Here is a 13,601-nt window from a genome sequence, read left to right as displayed (position 1 = left end):
GAGGGTGTGGTCAGGGTTGATCGAGGTGATGGCGGAGACGTCGAAGTGGGTGGCCTGGTACAACCAGACGCGATTGCATTCGGCGATTGACTACCGGCCGCCTGTCGAGGTCCATTCTGAATGGATCACCGAGACCGGGACGGAGTCCACGGCCGCTTAGGAAACCAAGAAAAGGAGCCTCTACAAAACCCGGGGCTTGACACCCTTCTAAGGGCAGGAGGCCGGTATGCAGAAGCCGGGGTCGCGGCGTCAATGCGCTGAAATCGTGAAAACCTCGTCCGCGAACTCCGCCTCACCGGTCAGCGCGAGCTCGGCCATCACCTCACCCCAGACGGGGGCGAACTTGAAACCGTTGCCAGAGAAGCCCGTGCCGATGACGATGCGCCCATCGGCCATCGTGTCGATGATCGGCACATGCGATTCGGTCACGGCATCGGGATGGGCGGACCACCTCACCGGACCGCCCACCAGATCGGGAATCATCATATGGGCGACCCTGGTGGCCCGCTCCAACGCCTCCGGACTCACGGTCGTAAACCGCTCGGCATAGTCCCCGACCTCGGGCAGATCCAAATGTGCGCTGACCTTGATCGACGCCCCGTCCAATGTCGGCACCCCGAAGACGTGCTCTCCGTTCAGATCGCGCATGAACCCGGGCAATTTGTCAGGAGTGAACATCTCCGGATGCCGGGGCAGGAACCAGGTCAGCGTGAAGTTCCCGACCCTCACCTTCCTGCGCAGGGCCGGCAGGAGCCGGGTGCTCCAGGGCCCGGTTGTGACGATCACCCGATCTGCTTGGACGACACCGCGCGTGGTGTGGACCAGAACTCCGTCGCCCGTGTCCTCGAGGTCCAGGACTTCGGTATCGAACCATGCCTGGGCTCCCAATGCCAGCGCCTGCTGGGTCGCCGTGGCCACCGCGGCCTCGGGACGCATGGCCCCGCCCAGGGTATCGAGCACCCCGGTGTCATCGTCCTCGATGTGGAACTGCGGATACGACCGACGCAGCTCGGCGGCGTCGAGCACCCGGTGGGGCAGCTGATAGTCGGAAATCGACTTCAGCGTCTGTTCCAGATCCGGGAAGCCCTCCGGGGCGATGCTCAGCGCACCTGCCTTGACGAGCAGCTCCCGACCCGATTCCGCTTCGAGCTCCGTCCACAACTGACGCGAGCGCAGCAGCGCCGGAGTGTAGAGCGCGCCCTCCTTCGCCGCGACCCGGAACAGTCTGGACTCACCCGGATACGCACCGTTCCCATGGACCTGGCCGAACTGTTCGATCCCCAGAACGGAACGCCCATCGTTTGCCCCCGCCAGCCGCCACAGGGCCATCGATCCGACACTGCCCAGGCCGATGACCACTATCCCGGCACGCGCCACCATATGTTCGGTCATAACTCACGCTCCCTGTAGTTCGGCGAAGAAGGTCTGTGCACGTTCGTTTCGGGTTCCGGTGATCACCTCGGCCGGTGTGCCGTCCTCGACGATCACCCCACCGTCCATGAACACCACGCGATCGGCCACGTCCATGGCGAACTGCACCTGATGGGTCACGACGATCATCGTCATGCCCTCCGCCGCCAGCTGCTTCATCACGTTGAGCACCTCGCCCACCAGTTCCGGGTCCAGCGCGGATGTCGGCTCGTCGAACAGCATCACCCTGGGCTTCATCGCCAGAGCCCTGGCGATGGCCACTCGCTGTTGCTGACCGCCGGACAACTGGGCCGGATAAGCATCGCCGCGATCCCCCAGGCCGACCCGCTCGAGTTGTCTCCGACCCTCGGCCAGCGCCTCGGCCCTGGGCATCCGCTTGACGTGGATGGGGGCCTCTACGACATTCTCCAGCGCCGTCATATGCGGGAACAGGTTGAAGCGCTGGAACACCATGCCGATGTTCTGCCTACTCTTGGCCAGGGCGTCTGACTTGGCGATGCGCAGGACGCCGGGGCTCTCCTCCACATAGCCCACCCGCTCGCCGAAGACGAAGATGTCGCCGCCGGAGACGATCTCCAGCCTGTTGATGCATCGCAGGAGCGTCGATTTGCCCGAACCGGAAGGCCCCAGCAGGCACACCACCTGGCCTTCGCCCACCTGGAAGGTGATGTCCTTGAGGACCTCGTTGTCGCCGAAGCTCTTGGACACGTGCGAGAGTTCTACCGCAGGACCGGTAGCGGTTGTTGTGTCGACCATGGCGAGTCCCTACTTTCCGGTGATGACGTGGGTGCTGCGGTTGAAGTGCCGTTCGATCCGGTTCTGCACCAGGGTCAGGAGCGACACGATGATCAGGTACCAAATCGACGCGACGAGCAGCAGCGGAATGACCTGGAAGTTCGTCGAGTAGATGATCTGGGAGGAGTACAGCAGGTCGTTCAAGGCGATCACGCTGACGATCGACGTGGTCTTGAGCATGGAGATGACCTGGTTCCCCGTGGGCGGGATGATCACGCGCATCGCCTGCGGCAGAATGATGCGGAACATGACCTGCGAGGGTCGCATCGCCACCGCCTCGGCCGCCTCGGTCTGCCCCTTGTCGATCGACATGATGCCCGACCGGATGATCTCGGCCATATAGGCGGCCTCGTGCAGGGCCAGGGCGAGGAAACCGGCCATGAAGGGACTGATGAGTTCATTGGCGTTGAATCCGACGAATACATCCGTACCGGGGATCCCGATGCCGATCTTGGGGAAGAGCGCGGCCATATTGAACCAGAACAGCAGCTGCACCAGCAGGGGGATTCCGCGGAAGATCCAGATGTAGCCCTCGGCCAGAATCTGCAGTTGAGTGGCGTTGGACAGCTTCATCAGCGCCAGCACCGCACCCAGGACGATGCCCGCGGCCATCGCGCAAACGGTCAGGAGCAGGGTATTGACGATGCCGACCAGGATGTTCGGGTCGAACATGAAGGAGCCGACGGTGCCCCATTTGAAGTTGGGGTTGACCGCGATGACGATGACCAGTGCGATCACCAGGACCAGCACGATGTACCCGAAGACCCGGGTCCCGGTCTTCTTCGGCGCCAGGATCGTGCGGCTCGCGGTGCGGGAACCCGCCCCGGGAATGGTGGGAGTGGGAGAACTCATTTCACGACCTTCGCTTCCTTCACGGCCAGATGGTCCATGCCGTACGACTTGAGAATCCGTTCATATGTGCCGTTGTCGATCAGTTCCTGCAGCGCGGCCGACAGCGCTTCGATCAGCCCGTCGCCCTTGGGCGCGCCGACGCCCACATTGGAGCCCTTGACCTCGCCGGCGCGTTCGATCCGCGGCTCTTTGGAGGACGCATAGGCCAGTACCGGACCGTCCGTCACGGTGGCGTCGACCCGGCCGCTGAGCAGCGCCAGAGCCGCTTTCTGCTGATCGGGGAAGGCGGCGATGTCGATCTTGGGTTCACCCTTGTCCGCACACGACTGTGAGTACTCGGGCAAGGTGTCGGTCATCTGGAACGAACCGTTCGACACCCCGATCCTCCGCCCGCACATATGGTCCAGGTCGATGCCCTGCGGATTGCCCGCCTGGACTCCCAACCCGGATGCGGAGAAGTAGTATTCGGCGAAGTCCAGGACCTTCAAGCGGGCATCGGTGATGCTGAAGTTGGAGAACACCGCATCGTAGCGCCCGGCCTCGATTCCGGGAATGATCTGGTCGATCGGCACACCGGTGATCTCGACTTTCACGCCCAGTATCGCGCCCACCTGGCGGGCCAGGTCCGGGTTGAACCCCTCGACCTCGCCCGTGGCGGTATCCGGCACGTTCAAGGGAGCGGTGCCGTCGCTCATGACGATCCGCAGTTTGCCCGCCTGTTTGAACTTCTCCGGCAGCTTGTCGGCGGCCGCCTGGACCTTCTTCGCCGCGGGGATCGGGTCCCCTTCCCTCATCGCGCCCGTGGTCTGCGTCTTCACGGGGGCGCACGCCGTGGCCGAGGCGATGGCCAGGGCCGCACAGGCGATGGCCGCCCAGCGCCTCATCTTCATCGTCTTCCGCCTTTCTGCCGGATGACCGTCCAGTGCAGACGGGCATCCTCATCGCTTCGGTTGGAGAATTCGTGTTCGACCTCGGAGGGGAAGGTGATGCTGTCCCCCGGGTCGAGGACCGCCGTCGACTGGTCGAGCCTGACGGTGACGTGCCCGGCGATCGTATAGATGACCTCGGTGCACCCGGGGTGCCGATTCGCACCGCCGGTCGCTCCACCCGGTTTGAGATCCACTTCGTACACGTCGAAGGCGGACCCCTTCTCCTTGATCAGGGCCTTTTTGACGATCCTGGCGTCGGCCCGGAGGACTTCGCGGTCCGCCGCGCGGACGGGGTCCAGCTGCGGCGCCGACTCCGCAAACAGGTCCGCGATCGTCATGTCCAGGGCCTGGCACAGGCGGCTGATGATCGAGACCGAGGCATGCGACCGACCGCTCTCGATCGCACTGACATGGCTGACGCTGATGTCGACGGCAGCGGCCAGGGCCCGCATGGACTTCCCGCTCATCAGGCGTGCGGTCTTCAGGCGCGCACCGAGCAGTTCAAGGTCCGTGTCCACTGCCTCGTTCATGCCCTCACCCCTGTCCGCCTCAGCGAACACCTATGGAAAAGTGTTCTGTGTCACGGACAGCATATATGTGATGTACGGCATATTCAATGGATGCGCACTACAGCCCTGCGGCGAACTCCAGCAGTTGCAGGTCCCACCCGGGGCGCGCGGCGACCTGCACACTCATCGGGCCACCCCGGCCATCCGCCAGCAACCCGCCGGCAGCATCGCGCAGGGGCACCATGATCGCCGGCCAGCCCAGAATGTTGAATGGCACCGTATAGGCGATCATCCTGGCGCTGATGTCAGGATCGGCCGCAGCCTCGAACCAGGTGGGGACTTGGCAGGTGAAGGCGGGGGTGAGCAGGAAGTCGGCCCCCGCCGAACCCTCCCCGTCCAGCAGTGCGAGCGCGCGCACCCGCAGATCCGCGGCCTCGGCGCAGGCGGCATCGTAGGCATCCTGGCCGATGTCCGCTCCCCGGGCCAGGCGCTCGGCCACCCGCGGCAGCATCCGCTCACGCTGCTTCGACAACAACTCGCGGGTCACCAAATAGGACTCGTGCCGGCGGATCGGTTCGTAGAGCTCGGCCGCCTTGGCGAAGACATCCTGCCAGGCCCGCGCGCGCTCATCGTCGTCCATCCACGCTTCCATGGATACGCCTTCAACGGCCGCCAGCACCGAGGCGTCAACGCGCGGCTCGACAGCCACCTCGTCAGCATCAGCGCCGGCGCAGGCCCCACCGACCAAACCCGTGAAGGCCCGGGCGACGATCTCGACATCGGCGCCCAGCAGTCCCACCGTGTCGCAACTGGGCGCCAGCGGGAACACCCCGGCCGCAGGTAGGGCCCCATGCGTCGGCTTGAACCCGACGACACCGCAGCAGGCTGCGGGCGCCCGCACCGAACCAGCGGTATAGGTCCCGACGGCCAGGGGCACCGCACCGGCCGCAACCAGCACCGCCGAGCCGTTGCTGGATCCGCCGGTCACCAGGTCCTCGCCCCGGGGATTGATCGAGCGACCATTCGCCGACTCGCCGCCGACGATGTTATAGGAGAACTCCTGGCAGTTGGCCTTCGCCACAGTGACGGCGCCCAACCCTTCCAGAGCCTCGACGATCGGTGCGGTCCGCGTGGCGGGATTTGGCCCCACCTCCACCCGACTGCCCACCCCGGTGCGGTATCCGGCCACGTCCACAATGTCCTTGACCGCCAATGGCACGCCCGCCAACGGGCCCGCGAAAGCCGAACCATCCGGACCGCCGGCCTCCGCCGCCAGGCGCTCCGCCCGCTCACCGGTCACCGTGGCCACCGCGTTGTAACGGTGACCTGCGGCCACGACCCGCTCCATCACCGATGCCAGTTCGCTTGGGTTCATACGCGCCATCCTAAGTGACGACTCGGAGACATATAAGACAGAAATTCGGACAGATAAACATCCCCTAATGGGAGTAAGCTCATAACCAATGCACGATCATTGATCGATCGTTCCGTATGTTGTTTTAGGAGGACAGGCACACATCATGGCCTACGCATCAACGAATCCCTTCACAAACGAAGTCGTCAAAACCTTCCCCTCCGCCACCGACGCCGAAGTCGACGCAGCTCTGGACCGGGCCCAGGCGGCATTCCCGGCCTGGCGCGACACCCCGCTGGCCGAACGCGCGGCGATCTTCCACCGCGCCGCTGACCTGATGCGCGACCGCGCGGATGAACTGGGCAAGCTCGCCACCCTGGAAATGGGCAAGCTGCTGGCCGAGGGCGTCACCGAGGCGAAGAAAACCGTGCCGGCGATCATCGACTGGCTGGCGGACACCGCGGATGAGGCGCTGCGCCCCGATGTCCGCGGGCAGAACGCCCAGGGCAATGGCGGCGCCGTCGTGACCTACGCGGCCGAGGGCATCGTGTTCTCCATCGAACCGTGGAACGTCCCCTTCTACCAGGCCGTGCGCGGCTTCGCACCGGCCGCCATCGCTGGCAATGTCGTACTCCTCAAGCACGCCTCGATCGTCCCGCAGTGCGCCCAGGCGATCGTCGATCTGTTCCACGAGGCGGGCCTGCCGGAAGGGGTCTGGCAGAACCTCTACGCCACCCACGAACAGGCCGACCGCATCATCGCCGACCCCCGCATCCGCGCCGTCACGCTCACCGGCAGCGACACCGCCGGGCGCCACGTTGCCGCCCGTGCCGGGCAGGCGGCCCGCCGGACCGTGCTGGAGCTCGGCGGCCAGGACGCCTTCATCGTGCTCGACGACGCAGAACCGGCCGCCGCCGCCCAGGCCGGCGTGGGCGGCCGTTGCTTCAATGGCGGTCAGATCTGCATCTCGCCCAAGCGCATGATCGTCCTGGACTCCGTGGCCGATGAGTTCGAAGCGACTCTGCGCGCCACGGCGGATGCCTACACCGTCCCCGGCGACCCCATGGATCCCGCGACCACCCTCGCCCCGATGTCCTCGCAGTCCCAGGCGGACACGGTCAAGGAGCAGATCGCACGGGCCGTTGCGGCCGGCGCAACCGCCACCGAACTCGGCGGTGCCGTCCCGGACACCGGTGCCTTCGTGCCCTTCACCCTGCTGACCGGTGTCACCGCGGACAACCCGCTGTTCCACGAGGAGATCTTCGGCCCCGTCATCATGCTCTTCCGCGTTCCCGACGAGGCCGCGGCAATCGACTTGGCCAATGACTCGCCCTTCGGCCTGTCCGGCTCCGTGTGGAGCACCGATCCCGCACACGCCTTCGCGGTCGCCTGCAAGGTCGACTCCGGCCAGCTGGGCATCAACATGCCGATCGGCTCCGGTGGCCCCGCCATCCCCTTCGGCGGTGTCAAGGACTCCGGTTACGGTATCGAACTGGGCATCGAGGGCATCCGCGGCTTCTGCAATATCAAGCCCGTCGACATCCCCGCCGACTATCGTGCCGAGGTCTCCTCCGACGGCGCGGTCTCCATCGTCCCGGCCCCTTGAGGGTCCGGACTCTTATCCACCCCTGTAAATCAGAAAGCGAAAACCACATGAAGGCAGCAGTCCTGACCGAAGTCGGTCAGAAGTTCCAGATCCTCGACGTCGAGATCGCCAATCCAATCGGCCACGAAGTCCTGGTGGACGTCAAGGCCTCTGGCCTGTGCCACTCCGACCTGCACGTCGCCGACCACGGCTACGGCTACTCGTTCCCGATGGTCCTGGGCCATGAGGCCACCGGCGTCGTCGCCGCGGTCGGCCCCGATGTCGAGGACTTCAAGGTCGGCGACCACGTCGTCGGTTCACTCATCGCCCCCTGTGGCAACTGCCGGAAGTGCCGTGCCGGCCAGGGCTACCGCTGCACCCGCCCCACCGCTCTGCTGCGCGGCGCGGATGAAGAGCCGCGCCTGAGCATCGACGGCAAGCCGGTCAACCAGATGTTCGGCATCGGCGGCTTCGCCGAGCAGGTCCTGGCACACGAGAACCAGCTGGCCAAGATCCCCGACGCGATCCCATTCCCGCAGGCCGCTGTCCTGGGCTGTGGCGTGCTCACCGGCGCCGGCACCGTGATCAATACTGCGCGGGTCCGGCCCGGCGAGACCGTCGCCGTGGTCGGCCTGGGCGGTGTGGGCCTCAACGCGATCAACGGTGCCCGCCTGGCAGGCGCCTCGCAGATCATCGGCGTCGACATCCAGCCGGCCAAGGAGGACGTCGCCAAGAAGTTCGGCGCCACGCACTTCGTCAACTCCGGCGATGCCGATGCGGTCGACCAGGTCAAGGCCCTGACCGGCGGGGGTGCCGACCATGTGCTCGAGGTCGTGGGGGCGCCCGTGACCCAGCGCCTGGCCGTGCAGCTGGCCGGGCAGGGCGGTGGCGTGTACTTCATCGGCATGTCCTCACCGGACAATGAACTGCCCGTGAACACCATGGCCGAGTTCGTGCTGGGCCAGAAGTCCCTGGTGGGCGTGTACATGGGGTCGTCGGAGATCAAGCACGACATCCCGATGTACGCCCAGTACTACCAGGACGGTCGCTTCAACCTGGATGATCTGATCTCCCAGGAGGTCGCCCTGTCCGACATCAACGACGTCTACGAGGAGCTCAAGGCCGGCAAGCTGGCCCGCAGCATCATCACCTCCTTCTGAGACCGCCCTGGGTTTCTGAAGCAGTCCTAGCAGCAGCCATCCGGGTCCCCGCACGGACCCGGGTGGCTGCTTTCTCTGTGCGCCCCTTTCGATACGGAACGCTCCGTTGCATAAACGGGGTGATATATGACACCCGTGATCATGACCGCTGCCACAACAGACGGACGCCCGCGCGATGCGGAACTCACCGCCCGGCTCCTGCAGATCACCCGCGACGCCATCGAGGCCGAGGGCTTTGCGAGCCTGCGCATCGAGAAGATCGCCAGGGAGGCAGGCTGTTCGAAGAACGCGATCTACCGCAGGTGGGGCAGCAAGGAGGAACTGACGGCCGCCGCACTGCTCGACGGGATCGACCTCGGCAGCGTCCCCAACACCGGGTCCACCGTCGAGGACCTGCTGGATCACGCCTGGCACCACCTGCACGGCTTCGCGCGGGCAGGGCGGAACCCGGGGCTGTTCAACGCCATGGTCGATCCGGGGGTCACCCCACTGATCGCCCAGCACTACATGCGGCCCAGGCACGCCCTGGGACTCGAGATCCTGCAGCGGGCCATCGCCCGCGGCGAACTCCCGGCGGACACCGACACCGACCTGATCCTCGACACGATCGCGGGTCTGACCCTGTTCCGGGTGTCCGTCAAACCCGAACACCATGCAGACGGCATAGTCGCCCACCGACGATCGCATCGCGCGATCATCACCGCCCTGCTCGCAACACCGCCGCGGCGCACAGCCGCCACGGCATCCGACCGACACTGAGAAAGACCCTCAACAGGTGACAAACGCAGGGGCACAAACCCCACAGACAACGGACTCCAGAAGCGGCAAACGCGTATTGGCAGTCGTCGGATTCCTGGTATTCGTGGAATTCTCCTCCGGCTTCCTCCAGGGCTTCTACCTGCCGGTGATCAATGAGATCAAGGAGCACCTGAACGCGACCGATGCCAGCATCGCCTGGTTCATCACCGTCCAATCCCTGGCCGCCGGCGTCTGCGTTCCCGTCCTGGCCAAGCTCGGCGACATCTTCGGACACCGCAGAATACTGCGCATTGCAATCCTCGCCGTCCTCGTGGGCACCGCACTCGTCGCCTTCGCGCCCAACCTGCCCCTGGTCCTGTTCGGCCGGGTGCTGTGCGGACCCCTGGCGGTCTGGCTGCCCCTGGAATTGGCGATCGTGCACAATCAGATCCACGGCGAGACCGCGCGCAGGGCGATCGGCATGCTGATCTCGGCCCTGACGATCGGCGCCCTGATCGGCTCCCTGGCCGCCGGCGCGGCCTCGGCCCTGATCGGCTCCCTGGTGGTCCGCCTGGCGATCCCCGTCATCATCGTCGCGATCTCCGCCGTCTTCGTCTTCACCCTAGTGCCCGAGTCCACGGTCCGCGCCAATCCCCGGATCGACTGGCCCGGCTTCATCCTGCTGGCCGTCTTCATGCTGGTCCTGCTCTGGGGCATCAACATGCTCAAGGCCTCCCCCGGCCTGGGCGTCGTGCTCGTCGTCGTGGCCCTGGTCCTGATGGCCTGCTTCGTCTGGTTCGAACTGCGCGCCGACGCCCCCGCCATCAACCTGCGGGTCCTGTTCTCGAACCGGCTGTGGCCGGTCTACGCGACCTCGTTCCTGTTCGGCATCGTGCTCTTCGGCACCCAGTCGATCACCACCACCTTCCTGGCCGGCAAGCCGGAGCTCGCGGGCTACGGCTTCGGCCTGACCGCGGGCCAGATCTCGCTGTTCACCGGGTTAAACACCCTGCTGGGCGCGGTCGGCGCGGCCGTCTACGCCTTCATCGCCCAGAAGATCACCCTGCGCGGCGTGCTGATGACTGGCACCGGCGCGATCGCGGTGGCCCAGCTGCTGCTCATCTTCGGCCACGCAGCCTTCCCCGTGGTCATCGTCTCGGTGGCCCTGGCCGGCCTGGGCGGCGGCTTCCTGCTCGGCGGCCTGCCCGCTGCCACGGCCGAGGTCGCACCGGCCGACGAGACCGGTATCGCCACCGGCATCTACAATTCCGTCAAGACCCTGGGCGGCGCCGTGGCCGGCGCAATCTTCGCCAGCGTGCTCGCAGCCTTCGTGATCCCCGAAGCCCACGCGGCCTCGGCCACGGGCTATGTCACCGTGTGGATCATCTGCGCGGTGGCCACCGGGGTGTGCCCCTTCATCCTGCTGCTTCTGCGCAGCAGCCACTCGCGCACGCCTGTAGCGTGAGACAGACCACCCGAAGAATAAAAGGAGCGACAATGCAAACCGCACTTCTCCCGCAGGTGCCCGCCAGCGATACCCATCTTCTGCTGACAGGCGCCCGGCTGATCGACGGCACCGGTGACGCGCCGCTGGACAATGCCGAAATCGAGATCGCCGACGGCCGCATCGTCTACGCCGGTCCGTCCCGCGACGCGGCGTCGGCCGGTGCCACCGTAGTGGACCTGGCCGGCAAGACGATCATGCCCGGCTTCATCGACGCCCACGTCCACCTGGCCATGTCGATCGAGGACCGCGCGGCCGACACCGCCCGGTTCATGTCCGAACGCGTCTTCCGCGGGGCCCTCAACGCCCGCAAGACGCTCATGGCGGGTGTCACCACCGCCCGCGACCTGGGCGGGATCGACCCCGGCTTCCGCGCCGCGATCGCCGCCGGACTGGTCCAGGGCCCCCGCCTCCACCTGGCGCTGACACCCCTGTCACCCACCGGCGGGCACTCGGACCACCACCTGCCCAATGGAACGCAGACCGGGGACCTGTCCCCGATCGACCCGATCATCGACACCGACGACGACGTCCGCCGGACCGTGCGGACCCTGGTGCGCACAGGCGCCGACGTCATCAAGGTCTGCACCACCGGCGGCGTTTCCAGCCCCTCGGACACCCCGGACGACGTGGGCGTGCCGGCCGAACACGTGGCCCTGATCAACCACGAGACCGCCAAGCGCGCGGGACAGCCGGTGGCCGCCCACGCACAGGGCGCAGAGGGCATCAAGGAGGCCATCCGCGGCGGCGTCCGCTCGGTCGAGCACGGCTACGACATCGACGACGAGGGCATCGCCCTGATGCTCGAGCACGACACCTTCCTGGTGCCGACGCTCTCCAGCGCGCTGCGCGTGCCGGACCCCGCCCTGGTGCCGGACTACCTGTACCAGAAGAAGGTGAAGTGGTCGGCGATCGCACGCGAGCGCGTGGCCGCGGCCTTCGCCGCGGGCGTCAAGGTCGCCCTGGGCACCGATGCCGGCATCTGCCCCCACGGTGTGAACCTGCGCGAGGCCGCGCACGCGGTCGAACTGGGTCTGAGCCCCATGCAGGCGATCGTGGCCGGGACGAAGAACGCGGCGGAGCTCATGCGCCTGGATGCCGATCTGGGCACCGTGGAGGCCGGCAAGCTGGCCGACCTGATCGTGGTCGACTTCGACCCGCTGGCCGATATCGACCCGCTGGCGAAGCCGGAGAACGTCCGTGGGGTGGTCCAGGGCGGGCACATCGTCAAGGACGCCTCCGGCTGGTTCGCCTCCGCCGGGGTGCCGACGACGGGAACCGCACTGGGCTAACGGCTCAGCCGCTCCCAGGCCAGGGTCGCCAGGGCCGCCGCCTGATCCGGCAGATAGGAGTCGTCGAACTGCACCAGCGGAGAGTGGTTCGCCGGCCCCGTCTCCGGGTCGACGTCGGCGGGCGCGATCTGGCCTGGACTTACTGCATCAGTCGGCGTCTTGGGGATCGGCGGGTCCCGGTCCCTTCTGAGTCCTCGGATCAGTCCACTGGTCAACGCCGGAATCCGAGACGCGCTCAGGATTGTCGTGCGAGACGGAGTGCTCGTTGATGATCAGGTGGGTGCCGTCAGACTGGACGATGGCTTCATCGCCATAGCGTGCGGCTTCCTCCTGGGTCAGGTCCTGAGTCGCTTCGAAATCGGCTTCGGTGCCGCGGGCGATCGGCTGCTGCTTGGTCATGACATGTACCTCCTGCAGATTGCACGTACTCATGAAACGCCCCCGGCCCGGATCTCATTCCCCCTGCATCGCATTCCCCCTGCCTAGACTCGATACATGAGTATTCCAAGCAGCCTTGCCCCATTCCTGCACCCGGCCGACCGCTATCCCGGTATCGTCACGCACACCGGAATACTGCACCTCGACGGAATCGACCTCTACGTCGAACATCACCTGGGCGCGGCGGCCGATCCGCATGCCATCCCCCTGTTGGCCCTACACGGTGTGGGTGGCAGCAGTGCTCAGCTGTGGCCGGAGATCACCCGGATCGGCCAGGACCGGCCGGTCATCGCCCTCGACTTCCGGGGCCATGGCCGCTCCACGCGCCCCGCCGCATACACCTTGGACGATCACGTGGCCGATGCTCTGGCGGTCGTCGCCGCCTTCGAACTCTCCCGGTTCGCCGTACTCGGCTACTCGATGGGCTCCTATGTGGCCCCAGGGGTCGCCCGGGCGACCCGTCCCGGATCCGCTGCCGCGGAGGCGGTGGGCCTCATCGCAGCCGTCAGCCGCCTCGACGGTAAAGTCTCTGGAACCGTCGCCCTGATGCAGCGCCGCGCCGCGGACTTCGCAGGGGTCGAGCCCGAACGGGTCAGGGAGGTGCTTGCCGGATTCCTGCATTCGCCCAGTGCGTCCGCCGCCGCGCTGCAGCGGGTCCGGGAATTCACCGATATCCCCGGACATCCGGAGTTGGAGTTGTCGCCGGAGCAGTACGAGTTGGCCAACGCCGCGCTGGCCGGATTCGACAATTCCGGGGTCTATGCGGACCTGGACCTGCCCGTTCTGGTCATCAGCGGAGCCGACGACGAACTCAACCCGCCGGCCGAGGGGGCCAGGGTCGCGCGGGCGGCCGAGGGAGCACAGTTCGTCACCGTGCCCGGTGCCGGGCACCTGATGAGTGTCGAGAGGCCCGATGAGTACACCGAGCCGATCCGCAGGTTCCTCAACGGCCTCGGACACCCATAACGGGCCAGAAGACGAGCAGGCGGTTGTGTGTGGTTTTAGACCACACAC

14 protein-coding genes are annotated in these 13,601 nt (G+C 66.4%); 7 read left to right on the top strand and 7 right to left on the bottom strand.

The window, feature by feature from the left end; translation table 11 throughout:
- The first annotated feature begins 4 nt into the window (after positions 1 to 4).
- Positions 5 to 160, top strand: coding sequence for an integrase core domain-containing protein (locus tag NQ034_RS16435; RefSeq protein WP_373567201.1), 156 nt, complete (start codon positions 5 to 7; stop codon positions 158 to 160).
- 89 nt (positions 161 to 249) lie between these two features.
- On the opposite strand, the gene solA is transcribed toward NQ034_RS16435, so the two are convergent.
- From solA to NQ034_RS09115, 6 genes are all read right to left on the bottom strand, one after another.
- Positions 250 to 1,392: an N-methyl-L-tryptophan oxidase gene (solA, locus tag NQ034_RS09140; RefSeq protein ID WP_257048437.1), complete on the bottom strand. Its 1,143-nt coding sequence runs from the start codon at positions 1,390 to 1,392 to the stop codon at positions 250 to 252.
- Between the two features lie 3 nt (positions 1,393 to 1,395).
- Complete coding sequence (locus tag NQ034_RS09135; RefSeq protein WP_257048436.1) at positions 1,396 to 2,187, bottom strand: amino acid ABC transporter ATP-binding protein; 792 nt, start codon at positions 2,185 to 2,187, stop codon at positions 1,396 to 1,398.
- A gap of 9 nt (positions 2,188 to 2,196) precedes the next feature.
- Positions 2,197 to 3,078: an amino acid ABC transporter permease gene (locus NQ034_RS09130; protein ID WP_257048435.1), complete on the bottom strand. Its 882-nt coding sequence runs from the start codon at positions 3,076 to 3,078 to the stop codon at positions 2,197 to 2,199.
- On the bottom strand, positions 3,075 to 3,968 hold the full coding sequence (locus tag NQ034_RS09125) for an ABC transporter substrate-binding protein (RefSeq protein ID WP_257048433.1): 894 nt from the start codon (positions 3,966 to 3,968) through the stop codon (positions 3,075 to 3,077). Before NQ034_RS09125 ends, NQ034_RS09130 begins: the two co-directional genes overlap by 4 nt.
- The gene (locus NQ034_RS09120) at positions 3,965 to 4,537 is read right to left on the bottom strand and encodes a helix-turn-helix domain-containing protein (RefSeq protein WP_257048431.1); all 573 of its coding nucleotides are present in this window, start codon (positions 4,535 to 4,537) and stop codon (positions 3,965 to 3,967) included. The genes NQ034_RS09125 and NQ034_RS09120 overlap by 4 nt, the downstream gene beginning before the upstream one ends.
- Before the next feature lie 97 nt (positions 4,538 to 4,634).
- Complete coding sequence (locus tag NQ034_RS09115; protein ID WP_257048429.1) at positions 4,635 to 5,891, bottom strand: amidase; 1,257 nt, start codon at positions 5,889 to 5,891, stop codon at positions 4,635 to 4,637.
- A gap of 145 nt (positions 5,892 to 6,036) precedes the next feature.
- Here NQ034_RS09115 and NQ034_RS09110 point away from each other — a divergent pair, with 145 nt between their 5' ends.
- The 5 genes from NQ034_RS09110 to NQ034_RS09090 all read left to right on the top strand — a co-directional run bounded on the left by NQ034_RS09110 (position 6,037) and on the right by NQ034_RS09090 (position 12,149).
- Positions 6,037 to 7,476 (top strand): aldehyde dehydrogenase family protein, encoded by a 1,440-nt coding sequence (locus tag NQ034_RS09110; protein WP_257048427.1) that lies wholly within the window; start codon positions 6,037 to 6,039, stop codon positions 7,474 to 7,476.
- 47 nt (positions 7,477 to 7,523) lie between these two features.
- Positions 7,524 to 8,615, top strand: coding sequence for a zinc-binding dehydrogenase (locus NQ034_RS09105; RefSeq protein WP_257048426.1), 1,092 nt, complete (start codon positions 7,524 to 7,526; stop codon positions 8,613 to 8,615).
- A gap of 141 nt (positions 8,616 to 8,756) precedes the next feature.
- A complete protein-coding gene (locus NQ034_RS09100; RefSeq protein ID WP_257048425.1) occupies positions 8,757 to 9,374 on the top strand; it encodes a TetR/AcrR family transcriptional regulator in 618 nt (205 codons plus the stop codon).
- A gap of 76 nt (positions 9,375 to 9,450) precedes the next feature.
- Positions 9,451 to 10,818 carry an MFS transporter gene (locus tag NQ034_RS09095; RefSeq protein WP_257048424.1) on the top strand — a complete coding sequence of 456 codons (1,368 nt, stop codon included), beginning with the start codon at positions 9,451 to 9,453 and terminating at the stop codon, positions 10,816 to 10,818.
- A 32-nt stretch (positions 10,819 to 10,850) separates the two neighbouring features.
- On the top strand, positions 10,851 to 12,149 hold the full coding sequence (locus NQ034_RS09090; protein WP_257048423.1) for an amidohydrolase family protein: 1,299 nt from the start codon (positions 10,851 to 10,853) through the stop codon (positions 12,147 to 12,149).
- A gap of 147 nt (positions 12,150 to 12,296) precedes the next feature.
- Here NQ034_RS09090 and NQ034_RS09085 read toward each other — a convergent pair whose 3' ends face one another.
- The gene (locus NQ034_RS09085; protein ID WP_257048422.1) at positions 12,297 to 12,548 is read right to left on the bottom strand and encodes a hypothetical protein; all 252 of its coding nucleotides are present in this window, start codon (positions 12,546 to 12,548) and stop codon (positions 12,297 to 12,299) included.
- Positions 12,549 to 12,644: 96 nt separating this feature from the next.
- Here NQ034_RS09085 and NQ034_RS09080 point away from each other — a divergent pair, with 96 nt between their 5' ends.
- Positions 12,645 to 13,553: an alpha/beta fold hydrolase gene (locus NQ034_RS09080; protein WP_257048421.1), complete on the top strand. Its 909-nt coding sequence runs from the start codon at positions 12,645 to 12,647 to the stop codon at positions 13,551 to 13,553.
- Positions 13,554 to 13,601: the final 48 nt, after the last annotated feature.

This window comes from Brevibacterium moorei (assembly GCF_024580735.1).
In the GTDB taxonomy this organism is placed as follows: domain Bacteria; phylum Actinomycetota; class Actinomycetes; order Actinomycetales; family Brevibacteriaceae; genus Brevibacterium; species Brevibacterium moorei.
Note: the sequence above shows the minus strand (reverse complement) of the source record. Positions and strands in the feature narration are given on the sequence as shown.